Source organism: Streptomyces sp. NBC_00572 (genome assembly GCF_026341815.1).
Classification (GTDB): Bacteria; Actinomycetota; Actinomycetes; order Streptomycetales; family Streptomycetaceae; genus Streptomyces.
Window position 1 is genome coordinate 2,811,333 of the sequence record NZ_JAPENX010000001.1, and the last position, 20,525, is coordinate 2,831,857.

Genomic DNA, 20,525 nt, shown 5'->3' on the forward strand with positions numbered 1-20,525 from the left:
GCACCCGTAGGGGGCCTTTCACCACCATGAGCGTTGTCACCAACACGACCACCATCGGCGCGATCGAGGCGCCGAGCCGCCGCAACACCGAGCTGGCGCTGCTGGCGTTCGCCGTCGTCATCCCGGTGTTCGCCTACCTCAACGTGGGCCTGGCCATCGACGGCAAGGTCCCGGCCGGCATGCTCGGGTACGGGCTGGGCCTCGCCCTGCTCGCGGGCGTCGCGCACCTGGTGGTGCGGAAGTGGGCCCCCTACGCGGACCCGCTGCTGCTGCCGCTTGCGACCCTGCTCAACGGCATGGGCCTGGTGCTGATCTGGCGGCTCGACCAGTCGCCGCGGCTGATCTCGCTGGCGAAGCGTTCGTACGGCGCCTTCAGCCCGTCCGCGCCGAACCAGATGATGTACTCGGCGATCGGCATCGCCATGTTCGCGGGCGTGCTGCTGCTACTCAAGGACCACCGGGTCCTGCAGCGCTACACGTACATCTCCATGGTGGTGGCGCTCGTCCTGCTGCTGCTGCCGCTCGTCCCGGGGCTCGGCGCGGACGTCTTCGGCGCCAAGATCTGGATCCGCGTCGGTGGCTTCTCCATCCAGCCCGGTGAGTTCGCCAAGCTGGTGCTTGCGGTCTTCTTCTCCGGCTATCTCATGGTGAAGCGGGACGCGCTGGCCCTGGCCAGCCGCCGCTTCATGGGGCTCTACCTGCCACGTGGCCGTGACCTCGGCCCGATCCTCACGATCTGGGCGGTCAGCCTCCTCATCCTGGTCTTCGAGAACGACCTCGGTACGTCGCTGCTGTTCTTCGGCATGTTCGTGATCATGCTGTACGTGGCGACGGAGCGGACCAGCTGGGTCGTCATGGGTCTGCTGATGTCCTCGGCCGGCGCCGTCATCGTCGGTTCCACCGCGAGCCACGTGCAGTCCCGTGTAGCCGCCTGGCTCGACCCCTTCGAGTGCCTGAAGACGGCCCCCGAGGGCTCCAACATGGCGTACGCCTGTGACCAGATGACCCAAGTGCTGATGTCCTTCGGCTCCGGTGGCATCCTCGGCACCGGCCTCGGCCAGGGCAACTCGGACCTGATCCAGTTCGCCGCCAACTCCGACTTCATCTTCGCCACCGTCGGCGAGGAGCTCGGACTGGCCGGTGTGATGGTCTTCCTGCTCTTCTACGGACTGATCGTCGAACGCGGCATCCGCACCTCCCTCGCCGCCCGCGACCCCTTCGGCAAGCTGCTCGCGATGGGCCTGTCGGGCGCGTTCGCACTGCAGGTCTTCGTCGTCGCCGGCGGTGTGATGGGCCTCATCCCGCTCACCGGTATGACGATGCCCTTCCTGGCGTACGGCGGTTCCTCCGTGATCGCCAACTGGGCCCTGGTCGGCATCCTGATCCGGATCAGCGACACCGCGCGGCGCCCGGCGCCCGCGCCCGCCCCGTCCCCCGACGCCGAGATGACCCAGGTGGTCCGTCCGTGAACAAGCCGCTGCGGCGGGTCGCGATCTTCTGCGGCCTGCTCGTCCTCGCCCTGCTCCTGCGCGACAACTGGCTCCAGTTCGTCCGCGCCGACGAGCTGAACGCGCACCCCAAGAACCGCCGGGTTCAGATCGAGCGATACGCGAACGAGCGCGGCAACATCATCGTCGACGGCAAGCCGGTCACCGGCTCCGTCGACTCCCAGGACACCTTCTACAAGTTCAAGCGCACCTACACCGACGGCCCCATGTGGGCCCCGGTCACCGGTTACGCCTCGCAGGCCTACGACGCCAACCAGATCGAGAAGATCGAGGACGGCATCCTCACCGGCAACGACGACCGGCTCTTCTTCGACCGCACACTCGCCATGTTCACCGGCGAGAAGAAGAAGGGCGGCGACGTCGTCACCACCCTCAACGGGGCCGCGCAGAAGGCCGCCTTCGAGGGCCTCGGCAGCAAGACCGGCGCGGTCGTCGCCATCGAGCCGAAGACCGGCAAGATCCTGGCGATGGCGTCCACCCCCTCCTACGACCCCGGCTCCTTCGCCGGCTACTCCGGCAAGGACGAGAAGGCCTGGGTGGCCCTGGAGAAGGACAAGAACAAGCCGAAGCTGAACCGGGCGATCCGCGAGATCTACCCGCCCGGTTCCGTCTTCAAGGTCGTCACCGCCGCCGCTGCCCTTGAGAACGGCAAGGTCAAGGACATCAACGCGCCGACCGACACCCCCGAGGGCTGGAAGATCCCCCTCTCCAAGCGGGAGATGATCAACCACGCCAGGGGCTGCGCCAACGCCAGCCTGAAGCGTGCCCTCGACATCTCCTGCAACTCGGTCTTCGCGAAGCTCGGCGACGACGTCGGCCGCGACAAGATGGTGGAGATGGCCGAGAAGTTCGGTTTCAACGCCGAGCAGTTCACCCCGGTCCGTTCCTCCGCCTCGGTCTACGACAAGACGGCCGACCGCGGTGGCAACGCGCTCTCCTCCATCGGCCAGTTCAACACCGCGACCACTCCTCTCCAGATGGCGATGGTCACAGCGGCGATCGCCAACGACGGCAAGCTGATGAAGCCGTACATGATCGACGAGCTGCGCGCCCCCAACGTCGACCTGCTCAAGAAGACCGAGCCGGTGGAGATGAGCCAGCCGGTCTCGCAGGAGAACGCCCAGCTGCTCCAGCAGATGATGGAGAGCGTCGTCACCAACGGCACCGGCGGCAACGCCGACCTGAACATGGACGGCGTGAAGGTCGGCGGCAAGACGGGTACGGCCCAGCACGGCGCCAAGAACGCGAAGCGCCCCTACGCCTGGTTCATCTCGTACGCGAAGACCGCCGAGGGCTCCCCTGTCGCGGTGGCCGTGATCGTGGAGGACTCGGAGGGCACCTCGCGTGAGGACATCAGCGGTGGCGGTCTCGCCGCACCGATCGCGAAGGCCGTGATGAAGGCGGTCCTGAAGACCCGGGGCTGACGTCTCGGCCCCGTACGTGCCAGGTACCGGTCAGGTATCAGCTACCGGCCCCGGGCGGATCGTCTTCCCGGGGCCGGTACCGTATCCGCGAACAGCACACACCGCCGGACCACCCATGGGTGCGGTCGGGACAGACGGAGAGGGCTGGATTAGCTATGGAAGAGCCGCGTCGCCTCGGCGGCCGGTACGAGCTGGGCTCGGTGCTCGGCCGTGGTGGCATGGCCGAGGTGTACCTCGGACAGGACACCCGGCTCGGCCGCACCGTCGCCGTGAAGACGCTGCGGGCCGACCTGGCCCGCGACCCGTCCTTCCAGGCCCGGTTCCGCCGTGAGGCACAGTCCGCCGCCTCGCTGAACCATCCGGCGATCGTCGCGGTCTACGACACCGGCGAGGACTACGTCGACGGGGTCTCCATCCCGTACATCGTGATGGAGTACGTCGACGGGTCGACCCTGCGTGAGCTGCTTCACTCCGGGCGCAAGCTGCTGCCCGAGCGCACGCTCGAAATGACGGTCGGCATCCTCCAGGCGCTGGAGTACTCGCACCGCGCCGGCATCGTGCACCGTGACATCAAGCCGGCGAACGTCATGCTGACGCGCACCGGCCAGGTCAAGGTCATGGACTTCGGCATCGCACGCGCCATGGGCGACTCCGGCATGACCATGACGCAGACCGCCGCGGTGATCGGTACGGCCCAGTACCTCTCCCCGGAGCAGGCCAAGGGCGAGCAGGTCGACGCCCGCTCCGACCTGTACTCCACGGGCTGCCTGCTGTACGAGCTCCTCACCGTCCGTCCCCCGTTCATCGGTGACTCCCCGGTCGCGGTCGCGTACCAGCACGTGCGCGAGGAGCCGCAGCCGCCGAGCAACTTCGACCCCGAGATCACGCCCGAGATGGACGCCATCGTCCTCAAGGCGCTGGTCAAGGACCCCGACTACCGCTACCAGTCCGCCGACGAGATGCGCGCGGACATCGAGGCCTGCCTCGACGGTCAGCCGGTCGCGGCCGCCGCCGCGATGGGGATGGGCATGGGGAGCGCGCCCGCCTACGGCGGGGGCTACGGCGGCTACCCGGAGGACCAGCCGACCACGGCGCTGCGCCAGGCCGACCCGGCGGGCCAGACCTCGATGCTGCCCCCGATCAACGCGGACGACGGTGGCTACGGCTACGACGACCGTCCGGACCGCCGTCGCGGCGGCCAGAAGAAGTCGAACACCTCGACGATCCTGCTGGTCCTCGCGGGCATCCTGGTGCTCGTCGGTGCGATCTTCATCGGCGTCTCGCTCTTCGAGAAGAAGGACGGCGTCCGGCAGGTCACCGTCCCGCAGCTGGTCGGTCTGACCCTGGAGGCGGCGAACGGGAACGCGACCAACTCCGAGGTGAAGCTGCAGGAGGCCGGCACCGAGCGCTGCGACCAGCCCAAGGGCTCCATCTGCCGCCAGTCCCCGGTCGCGGAGAACGCCGCGAAGATGGACACCGGCTCCACGATCCAGGTGTACGTCTCCGAGGGCGCCCCCCTCGCCGAGGTCCCGGACGTCGTCGAGCAGTCCCAGGAGCGCGCCGAGGAGACCCTGAAGGACAAGGGCTTCAAGGTCAAGGTCGTGCAGGAGGAGTCCGACGAGGACCCCGGCACGGTCCTGCGGCAGAACCCGGACGGTCTCACCAAGGCGGAGAAGAACTCCGAGGTGACGATCACCGTCGCTAAGCAGAAGCTGCTCCAGCTCCCCGATGTGAAGACCCGGAGCTACGACCAGGCCGTGCAGCAGCTGAACGGCGTCGGCTTCACCAACATCGTCAAGGAGGAGGTGGACAACGACCAGCCCGCGGGCACGGTCGTCGACCAGACTCCCCAGGGCCCCTCGGACCAGTCCAAGGAAGTCCAGATCACCCTCAAGGTCTCCAAGGGCCCGCAGCAGACCCAGGTGCAGGTTCCCGGCGATCTGACGAACAGGCCGTTCAAGGACGTCAAGGCGCAGCTTGAGGCCCTGAACCTGGTCGTCGTCCAGGAGGGCTCCGACAAGGAGGACGCGATGGTGCTCGGCACGAACCCGGCCGCGAACTCCATGGTCAACCCCGGCACCTCGATCACCGTCTACACGATCGGTGGCGGCGGCAACGGCGGCAACAACGGGAACCCGGGCGACGGCGGCGGCGGCTTCTTCGACTGACGCCCCCACGACCGTTCACCAGGGGAGAGCCCCGGCATCCAGTGGATGCCGGGGCTCTCCCCTTCGGTCCTCGTCGGTCACCTCAGCGAAGCTCCGCCGGAGGGGTCCGGTCGCGGTCGACCTTCTCCGTGCGCTCCAGCTCGCCCCAGACGATGTACCGGTAGTCGGAGGTGTACATGGGGGTGCAGGTGGTCAGGGTGATGAACCGGCCGGGCTTGTTCTTGCCGGATTCCTTCGGCACGGGCTGGAGGACGTCCACGTTGTACTTCGTGGTCTCCGGCAGGGTCTTGTAGACCTTGTAGACGTACCAGGTGTCCTTGGACTCGAAGACGATCGCGTCGCCGTTCTTCAACTTGTGGATGTTGTGGAACTTGGCGCCGTGGCCGTCCCGGTGCGCGGCGAGCGTGAAGTTGCCCTGCTTGTCCTTCGGGAGCGCGGACTTGATCGGGTCGGTGTAGTAGCCGGCGACGCCGTTGTTGAGGATGCCGCTGCCGGTGCCCCGCTTGACCAGGACCTCACCGTTCTTCATCGCCGGCACGTGCAGGAAGCCGATGCCGTCCTTGGTGTCGAGCGCTCCGGGTCCGTCGGCCCAGCGGTCGCGGACCTGGGCGCCGTCCTGGTCGGCGGCACGGTCGGCGAGGACGTTCGTCCACCACAGGGAGTAGACGACGAAGAGGCCGAGCACCACGCCCGCCGTGATGAGGAGTTCCCCGAAGAGGCTGATGATCCCGGCGATCCGATTACGCACGCGTGCCACTAGGTCGTCCCGTCGTCCCGTCCGGAGGTGTGGGGTCTCAGCCTACGAGCGCTTTCGGCTTTCCCTGGCTGCGCGGGCGTTCCTCGACCAGCTTGCCCCACACGATCATGCGGTACGTGCTGGTGAACTCGGGTGTGCAGGTGGTGAGCGTGATGAACCGGCCCGCCTTCGTGAAGCCCGAGCCCTTCGGCACGGGGTCGATCACGGAGACGTTGGAGGGCGAGGTCTGCGGCAGGATGCTCGCCATCTCGTAGGTGTAGTAGGCGTTCCGGGTCTCGACGACGATCGGGTCGCCGGGCTTCAGCTGGTTGATGTACCGGAACGGCTCGCCGTGGGTGTTGCGGTGGCCGGCGACCGCGAAGTTGCCCTGCTTGTCGGCCGGCATGGCCGTCTTGAGCTTGCCGTCGGAGTAGTGGCCGACCATGCCCTTGTCGAGGACCTTGGCCTTGTTGATGCCCTCGGCGACGGGGACGACGACGTCCAGCTTGGGGATGTACATGATGGCGAAGCCCTCGCCGGGCTCGAAGGCGCCCGGCTTGCTGTCGTCCTTCTCGGCGTCGCCGTTGGCCCAGGTGTCCTCGATCCGCTCCTTGGCCCGGTCGGTCTCCTGACCGGCGAGGATGTTCGTCCACCACAGCTGGTAGGTGACGAAGAGCAGCATGACGACGCCGAAGGTGATGAAGAGTTCCCCGACGGCGCGGCTTGCGACGACGCCGACGCTGTCCTTGGCAGCGCGGGCTGCACGCCGGGCCTCGACGCGCGAGAGCGGGGCGGTGGGCGAGGCGCCGGACGGGGCGGTGGGCGGGCCGCCTCGACGGCTCTTGCCCCGGCCGCCCTTGGCGGCGCGCCGGCGCTCGGCCCGGCCGGGCCCGGGAAGGGCCTCCACGGCCTCCAGAACCGCCGTGTCGCTCGCTGAGGGCCGGGGGACCTCCACCGCCTCGTACGGCTCGTACGAGGGCACGTAGGAGTCCTCGCGGGGATCCTCATGAGGAGCTGCGTGAGGAGCTGCGTGAGGAGCCGTGTAGGGGGTCTCGTAGCCGGATTCGGGTTCCCGGTAGGGCTGTGCGGGTTCCCGGTAGGGCTGTTGAGGCTCCTGGTAGGGCTGCTGGTGCTCCTGGTAGGGCTGCCCGGGGTAGGCCTGCTCGGGGTACGGGGCCGGAGCCGGTTGCTGGTACGGCGAGGGGGCCGCGTAAGGGTCCACGGGTATCGGCTCGGGCTCCGGCTCGTTCGTCGCCCGGAACCACGGAGAGCCCGTCGTCACGCGACGGCCTTGCCCACCACCGGCGCGAGCCCCGCCGACCGTCCGACCGCCCCCTTGTCGCCGCACTGCTCCAGCCAGTTGGCGAGCATCAGGTGCCCGTGCTCGGTGAGCACCGACTCGGGGTGGAACTGGACGCCCTCGACGGGCAGTTCGCGGTGGCGAAGGCCCATGATGATGCCGTCCTCGGTCCGCGCGGTGACCTCTAGCTCGGCCGGCAGCGCGGCGGGCTCGGCGGCGAGCGAGTGGTAGCGGGTCGCGGTGAACGGCGAGGGCAGTCCGGCGAAGACGCCCTGGCCCTCGTGCGTGACGAGCGAGGTCTTGCCGTGCAGCAGCTCGGGCGCGCGGTCGACGACCCCGCCGTACGCCACGGCCATCGACTGCATGCCGAGGCAGACCCCGAAGACGGGCACGCCGGTGTCCGCGCAGTGGCGGACCATGTCGATGCAGACTCCGGCCTGTTCGGGCGCGCCGGGTCCGGGCGAGAGCAGGACGCCGTCGAAGCCGTCCTGGGCGTGGCTCAGCTCGACCTCGTCGTTGCGGAGGACTTCGCACTCGGCGCCGAGCTGGTAGAGGTACTGAACGAGGTTGAAGACGAAGCTGTCGTAGTTGTCGACGACGAGAATTCGCGCGCTCACTGGCCGTCCACCGTCACATCGTTGAACGGAAGCAGAGGCTCCGCCCAGGGGAACACGTACTGGAACAGGACGTAGACGACCGCGAGGACCAGCACGATCGAGATCAGCGCCCGCACCCACGCGTTGCCCGGCAGATGCCGCCAGATCCAGCCGTACATGACGTCGACCGCCCCTTCCGTTCGTTACGGGGACCAGAGTACGGGGCGAGGGAGCCGTGGGGGGTCAGCTGTCCAAAGCCTGTGGACGGCCGTCGGCGACCGGACGGGTGGCGTCGAGGTGCGCCCAGACGACCAGCCGGTGGCTGCTGCCCCACTCGGGTTCGCAGGTGGTGAGGGTGAGATAGCGGCCGGGCCCGGCGAAGCCGGACTTCGCGGGTACGGGATCGATGACGCCGATGTCCGTGGGCACGGTCCGGTAGGGGGCGCGGTCGACGCGGTACGTGAACCAGGTCGTCCCGTCGGTGAGGACGATCGCGTCACCCTCGCGCAGCCGGGGGAAGTCCTTGAAGGGGTCGCCGTAGGTGCGGCGGTGGCCGGCGACGGCGAAGTTGCCGGTCGCGCCGAGCCGGGCGGTGCCGGCGTAGTGGCCGAGGCCCTTCTTCAGGGTGCCGACCCCGGTGCCCTGGAGGACCGGCCACTTCCAGTCCCTGCCGAGCCGGGGGACGTACATGACGGCGATGCCCCGGCCGGGGACGTACGGCACGGCCCTGGGGGCGGGGGCGGCGGTCCGGACCGGGGTGCTCGTCCACTCCCGCTGGAGGGTGTCGATCTGGCCGGCGCTCGCGCTCGCGGCCTGGACGCCGGTCCAGTACAGGACGTACACGACGAAGAGGACGATCAGGGCGCCGACGGTGATGCACAGCTCGCTGAAGGTCCTCACGACGAGACGCAAGTGGCCCCTCCCGCAGTCGACGCACCGGGTGTCGGCCCACCAGCGGTCGGCTCGGCGGCTGTCAGCTCACCGGCTTCGCGTAGTGGAGGTCCACTGTGCCCGAGTACCCGGGAAGAGTCACCGCCCTGTGCTCGTCGACTTTCCAGCCGAGCCCGTACGCCTTCACGTACAGCTGGTAGTTCTGGATCGCCGGGGAGCCCGCGAGCGCCCTGTTCAGCTTTCCCCGGTCGCCGACGGCCGTGATCTTGTACGGGGGCGAGTAGACGCGGCCCTGGAGGATCAGGGTGTTGCCGACGCAGCGCACGGCGCTGGTGGTGATCAGCCGCTGGTCCATCACCCGGATGCCCTCGGCGCCGCCCTGCCACAGGGCGTTGACGACGGCCTGGAGGTCCTGCTGGTGGATGACCAGGTCATTGGCCTGCGGCTCGGGGTAGCCGGGGGCGGCCTGGGCGTTCGGCGGGGCGTCGTCGAGGGTGACGGTGAGACCGGAGCCGGAGACCTCGGTGGTGCCCGCCGCCGCCTCCAGCGCGTCGAGTCTCGCGTCCTCCGCACGGGTGGAACCGTCGTCGCGGGCGGCGAGGGTGTCGACCTGGGAGCGGAGGGCGGAGGTGGACTCGTCGAGGCCCGCGTTCTTGTGGCTGCGTTCCTCGATCAGGTCGGAGAGCCGCAGGAGCGAGGCGTCGGTGCGGATGTTGGTGCCCTTGGCCGTGTTGAAACTCGTGACGAAGATCAGTCCGGCGAGGGCGAAAACGGCAAGGGTGAGCACCCGGACGGGGCGCCACCTCGCGGGGCGGCCGGGTCCTTCGGGAGTGCCGGCGGAATTGCTCAACGTACCCTGATCCCCTTCGGTGCCGCGGAACCACTACGCTAACGGACGCCTGGGGGACGCAGTCGTCCTCCTTCGTCACATCCCGGCGCCAGCCACAGTTCCCTGCGCGGTCACGCAGCGCATCGACAGGAGAGTCCCTCGTGCCGAAGTCACGGATCCGCAAGAAGGCCGACTTCACGCCCCCGCCCGCGAAGCAGGCCACCTCGATCAAGCTGACCAACCGCAGCTGGGTGGCGCCTGTGATGCTGGCGCTGTTCGCCATCGGTCTGGTGTGGATCGTGGTCTTCTACGTCACCGACGGCTCGATGCCGATCGAGTCGATCCGGAACTGGAACATCGTGGTGGGCTTCGGCTTCATCGCGGCCGGCTTCGGTGTCTCCACGCAGTGGAAGTAGCTGCGGGGAAGTAGGGGAAACAGCGGCGGGCGCGGCGATCTAGCGTCCGCACCTGCCGCTCGTCAAGCTCTCCCCTGAACTTATCCACAGCGTTGTGCACAGCACTGGATAACTTACGAAGATCTGTGGATAACTCGCACGAGGTTGACGCCGGTATGACCGGAATCACCCTCGGCGGAGACCGCAACGCCCCTCGCCTTTCTGGAGAAACACCAGGTCAGAGGCGAGGGGCGCAGTCTTTCCCCACAGAACGGGGGGAGATCGCCACACACTGTGGATAACTCTGGGGAAAGCTCACAGGAGAGCTCACTCACAGCCCTGTGCGCTCAGGTGAGCGCCGCCGAACGGGCCAGCGCGATCCCCAGGTCGATCAGCAGCACCAGCGCCAGGGCCCCGTACTGCACGAGGTCCCGACGGGCCCTGGGCGCGTGCACCAGCGCGTACGTCACCAGGAGACCCGCGACCAGACCGCCGACGTGGGCCTCCCAGGAGATCCCCGGTCGGGTGAACGTCATGAGCAGCGACAGGGCCACGAAGAGGACCACCGGGCGCATGTCGTGCCGACGACGGCGGGCCAGCACCACCCAGGCGCCGATCAGGCCGTAGACGACGCCCGAGGCACCGAGCGAGGGCTGGTTGGGCGCGGCGACGAGATAGGCGAGCACGGAGCCGGAGAGACCGGAGAGCAGACACAGGGCCGCGTACCGGATCCGGCCCAGCTCGGGCTCGACGATCCCGCCGATCACCCACAGGCCCAGCACGTTGAAGAGGATGTGCCAGACCTCCTGATGGAGGACGGTCGAGGTCAGCAGCCGGTACCACTCGCCGTCGGCGACCCCGACGACCTCGCCGAGCGCCGGGCTGAAGGCGTAGCCGATGAGCACGAGCTCGTCGACGAGCCGGTCGCCGAACACCAGGACGGCGAGGTAGACCGCGAGGTTGATCCCGATCAGGATCTTGGTGACGAGACGGTCGTCCGCCGCCACCCGGCCACCCGCGAGCGTCCGCGGCTGGTTGGCGTCGGCGGCGTGACCGGTCCCCGAACCGTTGCGTACGCAGTCGGGGCACTGGAAGCCGACGGAGGCGGAGACCATGCACTGCGGGCAGATCGGCTTCTCGCAGCGCGTACAGCGGATGCCGGTCTCCACCTCCGGGTGGCGGTAGCAGCGCGGCAGCCCGGAGTGCGGGTTCTCGGAAGGTCGCGGATCCATGGGAGGTGCCGTCCCTTCCGCCTCAGCGCTTCTCGATCACCACGGACTCGATGACCACGTCCTGGAGCGGTCGCTCGGTGTGCGGGTCGGTCGCGGTGGACGCGATCGCGTCCACGACCTTCCGGCTCTCCTTGTCCGCGACCTCGCCGAAGATCGTGTGCTTGCGGTTCAGCCAGGTCGCGGCGCCCACGGTGACGAAGAACTGCGAGCCGTTGGTGCCCGGACCGGCGTTGGCCATGGCCAGCAGGTAGGGGCGGTCGAAGAAGAGCTCCGGGTGGAACTCGTCGGCGAACTCGTAACCGGGACCGCCCGTGCCGTTCCCCAGCGGGTCACCGGCCTGGATCATGAAGCCCTTGATGACCCGGTGGAAGACCGTGCCGTCGTAGAGCGGGTCCGAGGAGACCTTGCCGGTCGCGGGGTGCGTCCACTCGCGCTCACCGCCGGCGAGCTCGACGAAGTTCCTGACCGTCTTCGGGGCGTGGAACGGCATCAGCCGCACCTCGATGTCACCCAGGCTGGTCTTGAGGATCGCGTACAGCTGCTCGGCCACGGTCGCCTTCCGTCCACGTCATGTCGCGTCATGTCACGTCTGTCTCTGGCGTGTCCGATCCTCGCATGCCCCGGATGCCCGCCCCACATGCCGGACTTTGCTCCGGGGGGCATGATTCCGAAAAGGATGGAAAGGTGAAAAACCGACATCGTCGCCACCGAGGAGGAGGAATCCCGTGACCCGCATGGACAGCGTGCGCGCCGCGTCAGATTCGGCGAAGGAGAGCGTCCTGCACGCCGCGGAAGTGGTGGCGCCGTACGCCGGCACGGCCAAGGACCAGGCCGCGCACTACGCACAGGAGGCGCGTGCGGTGATCGCGCCGAAGGTCTCGAAGGCCGCTCAACAGGCACGGGCGCAGGCTCGTGCGCAGTACGACTCGCATGTCGCACCGCATGTACCGCCGCGGGTCGACGCGGCCGCACAACGTGCGGCGGTCAAGACCCGCCAGGCCTGCCGTCAGGCGGCCGACTACACCGTCCCGCGTGTCGAGCACGCGGTCGCCGCGACCGGTCCCGTCCTTGAGGAGGCCGGGTCGCGTTCCACTGCCGCCTGGGCCGCGCTGCGCGGTCAGGTGACACCGAGGGACATCGAGAAGATCGTGAAGAGGCACGAGCGGCGCACCAGGGCCGGACATCTCGCCAAGGGCCTTGTGGTCCTCGGCGTTCTCGTCGCCGGCGCCTACGTCGCCTGGAGGTGGTGGGACAAGCAGGCCAATCCCGACTGGCTGGTCGAACCGCCGGCTCCCACCGAGGTGGACGAGGAGGAGACCATGCTGACGTCCGTCGACGACAGTGGGACTTCCCTCGACCCGGAGGCGGAGGCCAAGGAGACCGAGGCCGAAGCCGCGGCCGCAGCCGAAGAGGCCGCCGAACGCGACGAACGCCGCTGACCGACCGGGTACTGCTGCTCTGGGTACTGCCAGGTACTTCTGAGGTACTGCCACCAGGCACTGCCGGGAGTACTTCTGGAGTTCTGCTGGGGTCCTGCTGGGTACTTCTGGAGGGTTCTGCTGGGGTTCTGCTGGGGCTCTGCTGAGGTCCTGCTGGGCTCTGCTGGGGTCCTACGGAGCAGGTTCTGCGAGGCAGGTCCTGCGAGGAGGTGCGAGGTGCGGGGAGTACGCGTGATCGTCTCTCCGCGCCCTACGCCGCGGCGGCGAGCGCCAGCTCCGTCAGCGCGGCCGGCTCGTCGTTCTCGGCCACGGCGTTCGCGCCGGCCGTGGAGCGGTGTCGGGCCGCGGGAGAGGAACCGTGGGCCTCGGCGGCGATGCGCTGCTTGATGGTGGGCGGCAGGGAGCGGTCCCCGACGAGCGGCCACCGGTGTGCCCTCTGTGCCGGTACGGACGCGTGGGCGGCCCGCTCCCCGGCGACGGGGTTCGTGACGGCGGCGGGGCCGACCGGCTCCTCGGGCTGCTGAACGGCGGGAAGCCGGGTCGCGGCGGCGGTGCCCGCCAGGCCGACGGAGGCGAGCAGGGCGAAGAGGACGGAGATGAAGGCGGTCCAGAACTGCTTGACCTTGGCGGTGGCCATGGCCCCTCACTTTCGTGACGTTCTCGAATGGTTCATTTCGGTTTGCGCGCTTTACGTACTTTCCTCATGATGTGGATGCGCGCCCGATTTCCACGGAACGTCGCCGCTGCCGCGCAGTTCTTCCGATGAACACCACCCGTCCGGAGCAGCGGTCCCTCCGGAGCGCCGGATCGGCCCCCCTCGGCCGCCCCTCTGCATCGCGCCGCTATCGCACGAATCGGCCGAAACTCCTCCCGATGATGTTGGGTGTCCATGCCAACTGATGCGGTTCAAGAGGAGTCCGTGTGAAGGCTGTTGTACGGGGGACCGCTGTCGCCGCGGCGCTGGTGCTCGCGCTGACCGGCTGCGAAGAAGGAGAGCGGGGAGGCCGTGAAGGACGGCTACCCGACGAAGCCGCTGACCGTGGACTCCGAGGCCGACGAGACCGAGGCGCTCACGAACGGGTCCTCCGCTCACGTCTACCCGCGCATCGGCTCGGTCGTGTCGCACATCTACTCGTCCGAGACGGACACCAGGAACCTGAAGTACGCGGCGGACATCCAGGCCCCCCGCGTCAAAAGGTCGCGGCGGGCAAGAACCCGGACCGCTGATCCCGGCCGCCCCCCGCCCCACCACATGAAAACACCCCCTCTGACCTGCGCTTCCGCAGTTCGGAGGGGGTGTTTCTCGTGGAGCCTAGGGGAGTCGAACCCCTGACATCTGCCATGCAAAGACAGCGCTCTACCAACTGAGCTAAGGCCCCGGAACGAAGACAGCGTACCGGGTCACCCCCCATGTCCGGCAAAAGGATTGGGACTCCCGGTCGGCGACCACTCTCCGTAAGATGCTGATCGAGGTTCGCAGTGGCGAACCGAGGGATGGGGAGAAGAAATGGACGCAGCGCAGCAGGAAGCCACGGCGAGAGCCAGAGAGCTTCAGCGCAGTTGGTACGGAGAGCCGCTGGGGGCGCTCTTCCGTCGGCTGATCGACGATCTCGGGCTCAATCAGGCCAGGCTCGCGGCCGTGCTCGGACTGTCCGCGCCCATGCTGTCCCAGCTGATGAGCGGCCAGCGGGCCAAGATCGGAAACCCGGCCGTCGTCCAGCGTGTCCAGGCACTCCAGGAGCTCGCCGTGCAGGTCGCCGACGGCAGCGTCAGCGCCGCCGAGGCCACCGACCGGATGGACGAGGTCAAGAAGTCGCAGGGCGGCTCCGTCCTCACCAGCTCGGGTCAGTCGACCGCCGGGTCCGGCGCTCCGACCGTCCGCCGGGTGGTCCGCGAGATCCAGTCGCTGCTGCGCTCCGTAGCCGCGGCGGGCGACATCATCGACGCCGCCGACTCCCTCGCCCCGGCCCACCCCGAACTGGCAGAGTTCCTCCGGGTGTACGGCGCCGGGCGCACCGCGGACGCGGTCGCCCACTACGAGTCGCACCAGAACTGACGCGGTCGGCAGCCGGCCGGCAGGCTTGAGACGAAGCAACGGGGAGCGGACGCAGCACGATGGGTGAGATCTTCGCTGGTCGGTACGAGCTGGTCGACCCGATCGGCCGGGGCGGGGCGGGCGCGGTATGGCGTGCCTGGGACCACCGTCGCCGCCGCTATGTGGCGGCCAAGGTGCTTCTGCAGAGCGACGCGCACACGCTGCTCCGCTTCGTGCGCGAGCAGGCGCTGCGGATCGACCATCCGCACGTCCTCGCGCCGGCCAGCTGGGCCGCCGACGACGACAAGGTCCTGTTCACCATGGACCTGGTCGCCGGCGGCTCTCTGGCCCATGTCATCGGGGACTACGGCCCGCTGCCGCCCCGATTCGTCTGCATCCTGCTCGACCAGCTGCTCTCGGGACTGGCCACGGTGCACGCCGAGGGGGTCGTGCACCGTGACATCAAGCCCGCGAACATCCTCATGGACGTCACCGGCACCGGGCGGCCGCATCTGCGGCTCTCCGACTTCGGCATCTCCATGCGCAAGGGCGAGCCGCGTCTCACCGAGACCAACTACGTCGTGGGCACGCCCGGGTACTTCGCGCCCGAGCAGCTCCTGGGCGCCGAGCCGGACTTCACCGCCGACCTCTTCGCCGTCGGCCTGGTCGCCCTCTATCTGCTCCAGGGCCGCAAGCCGGACTCGCAGGCCCTGGTCGAGCACTTCCTCGCGCACGGCACTCCCGGCGCTCCCGAGGGCATCCCGGAACCCCTGTGGCAGGTGCTCGCCGGGCTGCTCCAGCCCGACCCGCAGGCCCGCTTCCGGACGGCCACAGGTGCGCGCAAGGCGCTGACCGCCGCCGTCGACATGCTGCCCGAGCCGCGTCCCGACGAGGAGCCGGTCGAGATCTTCGACCAACTCGGGCCCCTGCCGTCCGGCTTCGGCCCCGAGGGCCCTGCGGGACCCGCCGGCCCCGCCGCCCCCACCGGCTTCGCCGGCGACCCCGCCACAGCCGCCCAGGGCGCCTCCACGGCCGCCGCACCCGGGTCCGTACCGACGCCCGCCCCCACGCCCGTACCGCCCCGGCAGCAGCCCCCACAGCCGCACTACCAGCCCCAGCATCCGGCCACCCCGGGCACGGCCCCGCTCGCCGCCCAGGTCCCGGCTGCCGCGCCGGTGCCCGCGGCCTCCGAGACGGGCAGCTTCCACCTGCCCCCGCCGGTCACGCATCCGACCCCCTCCTTCGAACAGACCCCCACCGCGGCGGTGCCGTACGGACAAGCCCCTACTCATCCATACACCGCTCACCCCGTTCAGGTTCCCGGGCAGCACACCGCCCCCGTGCCCGCCCCGGCGGACGCCCCCGGCCCCGTACGCCGACCGGGACCGCCCCCGAAGGTGACGATCCCGGTCCTGCTGCTCGCACTGGTCTGCTTCGCGGTCGGCTTCTGGGCCCTCGCCCAGACCTGAGCCACCCGTCGACCGAGAGTTCCGGGCCGCCCGCGAGTTCTAGGCCGCCCGCCGCCGCGCCATCAGCGTCCACGCGCCGAGCCCCAGCAGCAGCACCGTGCCGCTGCCGATGCCGGCCGCCGCGACGACCCGCATGGAGTCGCTTCCCGCCGCCTGCGCCCCGGAGGCGCCGTTCGCCGCCGCCTCCTTGTCGTCGGCGGTCACGGTGAACGGCCCGGGGTCACCGTCGTAGCCGGGCCCCGGCTTCGCGGCGCCCCGCACGGAGACCCGCAGGGTCAGCGGGACCGTCTTGTCCCCGTACTCCTTGGCGACTTCCGGGCTGAGCGTGGCCGACAGGTAGTACCAGCCGGCGAAGCCCATGCCGCTGGTGGCGGTGTCGTAGGTGTGACGGTTCTCGTGGGCCACCGGCCGATGCGGGTCGAGTGCCAGCGTCGCGGGCTCCCCGTCGTAGCTGACCGTGTTCATGTCGACGAAGCCGAGGGCCGGGTTGTCGAGCGAGAGGGTGAGCGCGTTGCTCACGGAGTCGCCCTCGGCGCCGCTGCCCAGTTCGGCGCTGGCGAAGAGCTGCTGCCCCCAGTCGACGGGCACCCGGTAGAAGAGCGTCTGGCCGGGCCGGATGTCGGCCCGCCACTCGCCCTCCCGCAGCGAGACGGCGTCGTGGAATCCGGCGCCGCCCTGCCTGTTCTGCTGGCCTCCGGCCGGCGGCGCGGGCGTGGCCGACGCCCAGGTCTCGGGGAGCGCGGTGGGGCCCGCCTTCTTGAGGAGGGGCTCGGTCACGTGCCGGAGTTCCAGTTCCCAGTCGTCCGGGGTGGAGACCGCCGCCGACTCGCGCTCGACGAGCACGTAGTGGGCGCCCTCCTTCTGGCAGGTGGAGGACTCCGGGTCGATGATCCGGCGGGCGTAGGCGGCGAGCGGCCGGGTGTAGGTCCCGGAGCCGAAGTTGACCTCCTGGTAGCCGCACTCGGCTCCGGTGGTGTCCTGGATGCTGACCTTGAAGCCGTCGCCGTACTCGACCTTGCCGCCGGGCTTGGGGACGGCGACGACGGACACGTACGCGTTCCGCTTCGTGTCGAGGTCGACCCGGTAGTAGACCTTGCCGTCCTTCTTGAGGGTGTCCCGGTACGTCTGCCCGGTCTTCAGGGCCTTCGCGTCCAGGCTGGAGGCGGCGCCCTGGATCCGCTGGGCGGAGCCGTCGAAGGCGTACGGCGGTACCGCCGACCCCTCGGCCGCGTCGGCCGCGCGGGCCTGGACGGGCAGTGCCGTCACCGCGCCCACCGCGGCGACCGCCGCGATCAGGGCTCCCGCCCTCCGGCCGATCCCGGTCCGCCTCCCGGCCTGCGTGTTCACGCGTTTCTCCCGTCCGTTCCTGCCCTGCGCCGCGCCCGCCCGAGGGCGATCAGCACCCCGGCGAGCAGCACGAGCGCCCCGCCGCCCACCGCGACGGCCGTGGTGCCGGTCCATCCTGCCCCGCCCGTACCTCCGGTGTCCGCCCGCGTGGTGGATTCGTCCGGCTTCGCGGGGGCCGTCGCGCGCGCGTGGTGCTCGGGTCCGGCCTTTTCCTCGCCGAGGACGGCGATCCGGAGGACGACGGCGATCTCCGGGTTGCGGGCGAGCCCGGCCGCGTCGGCGCCGAGGGTGACGGCGATGTAGTGGCCGCCGGGCGTGTGCACGGGGATGACGTTCGGGTCGGCCTCGTAGCGGTTGGTCCAGGCGACCGGGACCGTGCCCATCCGCAGCGAGGCCGGGTGCCCGGTGTACGTGGTCTGCGAGGTGAAGACCCCGGTGCCGGTGCCGACCGGGTGCCGGGCCGGGGTGTAGACCTCGGTGCCGCCGTACGACATGGCCGGGGAGCCCGGGCCCCTGACGGTCGGCTCGTTGGCGAAGTCGACGTCGTAGCGGAGCTGCTGTCCCCAGCCGAGCGGCACCTTGTACCAGAGGGTCTGGGCGGGCAGCAGCCGGTCGCGCCAGACGCCCGGGCCGAGCTCCTCGGCGTCGTTGAAGCCGGTGCCGCCCCGGACGTCCTTGGGGTCGCCGGTGGGCAGGGGGGCCTTCGGGCCGCCGGCCCCGTACTCGGGCTGCGACTGGGCCGGGACCGCCCCGGCGGGCAGCGGCTCCTCCCTGCCGAAGACGAGCTCCAGGGGCCAGCGGGCCGCGTCGGACTCCGGCTTGCTCTCCCGCTCGACGGCCAGCCAGTAGCGGCCGGCCTTGTCGCAGGTGGAGTACCGCGTCTCGGTGGGGATGCGGGAGACGGCCGAGGTCAGCGGGACCGCGCCCTCGTCCTGGTGGAAGATCTCGGTCTTCGTCGCGCAGTTGCCCTCGTCACCGACGCCGGAGACCCAGACGAGGCTGGTGGCCAGCTTGTCGACGGTGTCCACGGCCGCGCCGGGCTGGGGTACGGCGGTGGCCGCGAAGTTCGCGGTGGAGGCGGAGTCCAGGTCGACCGCGTAGTAGCGCCGCTCGCCGGGTCCGATGGTGTCGAGGTACTGCCCGGGGGCGATCTTCGGGGCGCCGTCCCTGGCCGGTGTCCCCTCCACCCGGGTGCCGCGCAGCCGGTAGCCGTCCGCGGAGAGGCGGGCGGCCCGCTGGAGCTGCCGGGCGAGCGCGTCGGCGTCGGGCGCGTCGTAGTAGCGGCCGTTCCCGGCCTCGGCGACGCACTCCAGCTGTTCCCGGGCCTTGCCCTTCACCTGGAAGCCGACGGTGTCGATGCGCAGCCCGATGCCCTGGCGGGCGAGCTCCGCCGCGACCTCGCAGGGCTGCGGGGTGCCGCAGGTGTCCTCGCCGTCCGAGATCAGCAGGATCGTGCGGGTCGTGATGGCTCCGGGGGCCGGCTCGGGCAGGTCCTCGGCGGCCTTCCTCAGCGAGAGCCCGATGGGGGTGTCACCCCTGGGAGTGAGGGCGGCGACGGCCGCTTTGAGGCCGGCCCTGTCGAGCGGGGCGACCGGCTTCGCGAGCCGGGTGTCGGTGCAGCCACTGGTCCGGTCGGCGCCGTACACGCGCAGTCCGGTGGGATAGCCGTCGGGGAGGCCGTCGACGACGGTCCCGACCGCGTCACGGGCCGCCGCCATCCTCGTACGTCCGGAGTCCTCGCCGCCGCCCACCGGTTCGGCCATGGAACCGGAGGAGTCGAGCACCATGACGAGGCTGCCCCCGCCCGGGTCCTCCGTGGTTTCCGCCACCGCCGCCGGAGCGGGTACGAGCAGCAGGGCGAGCAGTCCGGCGACCACGCCCCCGGCCGTTCCTCGTCGAACTCTCATGACCGTCCCCCTTGTTCGCGATCACTCAACTTTGCTTAAGCAAGTTAGCGATTTGCTCAGGCGAACTCAAGGAAGCCCGTGTCACGGTCCTGGAACAGCGAAACCCCGGCCGCGCTCACGCGCGGCCGGGGCCTCACCCACAGAATGTGTGTCTCAGACACCCGAACCTGCGGGCACGGAGTCGGTCGCCTCCGTCCACAGATCCTGCTCGGCGCGATCCGCCTGGATCTGGCGGTACACGAGGAGCCCGCCGATGGCGGCCAGTGCGACCAGGAGAAGCTTCTTCACCGCGCGACCTCGTCTTTCGTTGACGTAGGAGACATCTGACGCCCACTCTACACATCGACCGATACCGATCGGTGACCTGTACGAGGTTCAAACCTTCCAACGTCCCTGGGAAAACAGATCGACCCGGACGGAGTAACCGTCCGGGTCGATCGACACTGTGGGGCTAACAGGATTTGAACCTGTGGCCTCATCCTTATCAGGGATGCGCTCTAACCAACTGAGCTATAGCCCCGCCGCGCTTGCGGTGTGTGTCCCGCGCGCTGACTCCTGAAGATTAGCGCACGTGGGGGCCAGTCCCAAAATCCGTTCCCGGACCGGCCCCGCGCGTCCTACTCGTCCTCGGCGAGCGTGAGCTCCACGCCACCCACGAAGCCGGCCGACAGGTTGTAGATGAACGCGCCCAGGGTCGCCAGAGCGGTCATCAGGACCACGTCGATCACGGCGATCACCGAGGTGAACATCAGCACCCGCGGCAGCGACAGGAACGACTGCAGGTCGAAGCCGTTGGACTCGTTCGAGCCCGTGGCCTCGCTGATCGTGCCGCCGACCGTCGAGAAGACGCCCATGGCGTCCATGACCATCCACAGCACCGCCGCGGCGACGATCGTGCAGATGCCCAGTGCGATGGAGAGCAGGAAGCTCACCTTCATCACCGACCACGGGTCGGCCTTGGCCACCCGCAGCCGCGCCTTGCGCGTACGGGGCGTCGTGCGCGCCCCGGTACGCGGCCGGCGCACCGCACCGGCCGTACCGCCCGCCGTGCCGCCCGACGCCGGAGCGCCGTACGCCTGCGGCGGGTGGTAGGGCGTGCCCGGCTGCTGCGCACCCGTGCGCTCGCCGGGCAGCGGCCCGTTGTAGCTCTCGTACGAGGGCTGCTGCCCCCGAGTGTCCGTCACCGCAACCCCCTGGGAGTCCGTGGCGGGGCCACGGGCGCCGTTCGCTCCAGCACCAGCAGAAGCTC

General features: G+C 69.8%; 20 protein-coding genes and 2 tRNA genes. 7 read left to right on the plus strand and 15 right to left on the minus strand.

What is annotated here, in order from left to right; all coding sequences use genetic code 11:
- Window positions 1-26: 26 nt before the first annotated feature.
- The 3 genes from OG514_RS12890 to pknB all read left to right on the plus strand — a co-directional run bounded on the left by OG514_RS12890 (window position 27) and on the right by pknB (window position 5,100).
- Window positions 27-1,469: an FtsW/RodA/SpoVE family cell cycle protein gene (locus OG514_RS12890; RefSeq protein ID WP_266894037.1), complete on the plus strand. Its 1,443-nt coding sequence runs from the start codon at window positions 27-29 to the stop codon at window positions 1,467-1,469.
- Window positions 1,466-2,932 (plus strand): penicillin-binding protein 2, encoded by a 1,467-nt coding sequence (locus tag OG514_RS12895; protein WP_266894039.1) that lies wholly within the window; start codon window positions 1,466-1,468, stop codon window positions 2,930-2,932. Before OG514_RS12890 ends, OG514_RS12895 begins: the two co-directional genes overlap by 4 nt.
- A 155-nt stretch (window positions 2,933-3,087) precedes the next feature.
- Window positions 3,088-5,100, plus strand: a complete 2,013-nt coding sequence (pknB, locus tag OG514_RS12900) for a Stk1 family PASTA domain-containing Ser/Thr kinase (protein WP_266894041.1) — start codon at window positions 3,088-3,090, stop codon at window positions 5,098-5,100.
- Window positions 5,101-5,182: 82 nt separating this feature from the next.
- On the opposite strand, the gene OG514_RS12905 is transcribed toward pknB, so the two are convergent.
- From OG514_RS12905 to OG514_RS12930, 6 genes are all read right to left on the minus strand, one after another.
- Window positions 5,183-5,857: a class E sortase gene (locus OG514_RS12905; protein ID WP_266894043.1), complete on the minus strand. Its 675-nt coding sequence runs from the start codon at window positions 5,855-5,857 to the stop codon at window positions 5,183-5,185.
- Window positions 5,858-5,894: 37 nt separating this feature from the next.
- The gene (locus OG514_RS12910) at window positions 5,895-7,118 is read right to left on the minus strand and encodes a class E sortase (protein WP_266894045.1); all 1,224 of its coding nucleotides are present in this window, start codon (window positions 7,116-7,118) and stop codon (window positions 5,895-5,897) included.
- The gene (locus OG514_RS12915; protein ID WP_086830118.1) at window positions 7,115-7,753 is read right to left on the minus strand and encodes an aminodeoxychorismate/anthranilate synthase component II; all 639 of its coding nucleotides are present in this window, start codon (window positions 7,751-7,753) and stop codon (window positions 7,115-7,117) included. Before OG514_RS12915 ends, OG514_RS12910 begins: the two co-directional genes overlap by 4 nt.
- Window positions 7,750-7,911, minus strand: coding sequence for a hypothetical protein (locus OG514_RS12920; RefSeq protein ID WP_015034837.1), 162 nt, complete (start codon window positions 7,909-7,911; stop codon window positions 7,750-7,752). The genes OG514_RS12915 and OG514_RS12920 overlap by 4 nt, the downstream gene beginning before the upstream one ends.
- A 64-nt stretch (window positions 7,912-7,975) precedes the next feature.
- Window positions 7,976-8,644: a class E sortase gene (locus OG514_RS12925; RefSeq protein ID WP_266894052.1), complete on the minus strand. Its 669-nt coding sequence runs from the start codon at window positions 8,642-8,644 to the stop codon at window positions 7,976-7,978.
- Window positions 8,645-8,705: 61 nt separating this feature from the next.
- Window positions 8,706-9,473: a DUF881 domain-containing protein gene (locus tag OG514_RS12930; RefSeq protein WP_266894054.1), complete on the minus strand. Its 768-nt coding sequence runs from the start codon at window positions 9,471-9,473 to the stop codon at window positions 8,706-8,708.
- A gap of 140 nt (window positions 9,474-9,613) precedes the next feature.
- Here OG514_RS12930 and crgA point away from each other — a divergent pair, with 140 nt between their 5' ends.
- Complete coding sequence (gene crgA / locus OG514_RS12935; RefSeq protein WP_030321260.1) at window positions 9,614-9,868, plus strand: cell division protein CrgA; 255 nt, start codon at window positions 9,614-9,616, stop codon at window positions 9,866-9,868.
- Window positions 9,869-10,194: 326 nt separating this feature from the next.
- On the opposite strand, the gene OG514_RS12940 is transcribed toward crgA, so the two are convergent.
- Window positions 10,195-11,079 (minus strand): rhomboid family intramembrane serine protease, encoded by an 885-nt coding sequence (locus OG514_RS12940; RefSeq protein WP_266894059.1) that lies wholly within the window; start codon window positions 11,077-11,079, stop codon window positions 10,195-10,197.
- A gap of 22 nt (window positions 11,080-11,101) precedes the next feature.
- Window positions 11,102-11,629 (minus strand): peptidylprolyl isomerase, encoded by a 528-nt coding sequence (locus OG514_RS12945; RefSeq protein ID WP_266894061.1) that lies wholly within the window; start codon window positions 11,627-11,629, stop codon window positions 11,102-11,104.
- 175 nt (window positions 11,630-11,804) lie between these two features.
- Between OG514_RS12945 and OG514_RS12950 the strand changes: the two genes are divergently transcribed.
- Window positions 11,805-12,518: a DUF5324 family protein gene (locus tag OG514_RS12950; protein WP_266894063.1), complete on the plus strand. Its 714-nt coding sequence runs from the start codon at window positions 11,805-11,807 to the stop codon at window positions 12,516-12,518.
- Between the two features lie 250 nt (window positions 12,519-12,768).
- On the opposite strand, the gene OG514_RS12955 is transcribed toward OG514_RS12950, so the two are convergent.
- Window positions 12,769-13,155 (minus strand): DUF6344 domain-containing protein, encoded by a 387-nt coding sequence (locus tag OG514_RS12955; RefSeq protein ID WP_266894065.1) that lies wholly within the window; start codon window positions 13,153-13,155, stop codon window positions 12,769-12,771.
- Window positions 13,156-13,824: 669 nt separating this feature from the next.
- Window positions 13,825-13,897, minus strand: a tRNA-Ala gene (locus OG514_RS12960).
- Between the two features lie 128 nt (window positions 13,898-14,025).
- On the opposite strand from OG514_RS12960, the gene OG514_RS12965 reads away from it, so the two are divergent.
- Both OG514_RS12965 and OG514_RS12970 read left to right on the plus strand, forming a co-directional pair.
- A complete protein-coding gene (locus OG514_RS12965) occupies window positions 14,026-14,574 on the plus strand; it encodes a DNA-binding protein (RefSeq protein WP_266894067.1) in 549 nt (182 codons plus the stop codon).
- A gap of 59 nt (window positions 14,575-14,633) precedes the next feature.
- On the plus strand, window positions 14,634-16,022 hold the full coding sequence (locus OG514_RS12970) for a serine/threonine-protein kinase (RefSeq protein WP_266894069.1): 1,389 nt from the start codon (window positions 14,634-14,636) through the stop codon (window positions 16,020-16,022).
- A 39-nt stretch (window positions 16,023-16,061) separates the two neighbouring features.
- Here the strand turns inward: OG514_RS12970 and OG514_RS12975 are convergent, their stop codons facing one another.
- The 5 genes from OG514_RS12975 to OG514_RS12995 form a co-directional block, all read right to left on the minus strand.
- Window positions 16,062-17,369, minus strand: a complete 1,308-nt coding sequence (locus OG514_RS12975; protein ID WP_266894071.1) for a hypothetical protein — start codon at window positions 17,367-17,369, stop codon at window positions 16,062-16,064.
- Window positions 17,366-19,276, minus strand: coding sequence for a VWA domain-containing protein (locus OG514_RS12980; RefSeq protein WP_266894073.1), 1,911 nt, complete (start codon window positions 19,274-19,276; stop codon window positions 17,366-17,368). The genes OG514_RS12975 and OG514_RS12980 overlap by 4 nt, the downstream gene beginning before the upstream one ends.
- Before the next feature lie 153 nt (window positions 19,277-19,429).
- Window positions 19,430-19,564, minus strand: a complete 135-nt coding sequence (locus tag OG514_RS12985; protein WP_003958712.1) for a DLW-39 family protein — start codon at window positions 19,562-19,564, stop codon at window positions 19,430-19,432.
- 158 nt (window positions 19,565-19,722) lie between these two features.
- Window positions 19,723-19,796: transfer RNA gene (locus OG514_RS12990), tRNA-Ile, on the minus strand.
- 97 nt (window positions 19,797-19,893) lie between these two features.
- On the minus strand, window positions 19,894-20,460 hold the full coding sequence (locus OG514_RS12995) for a DUF3566 domain-containing protein (RefSeq protein ID WP_266894075.1): 567 nt from the start codon (window positions 20,458-20,460) through the stop codon (window positions 19,894-19,896).
- Window positions 20,461-20,525: the final 65 nt, after the last annotated feature.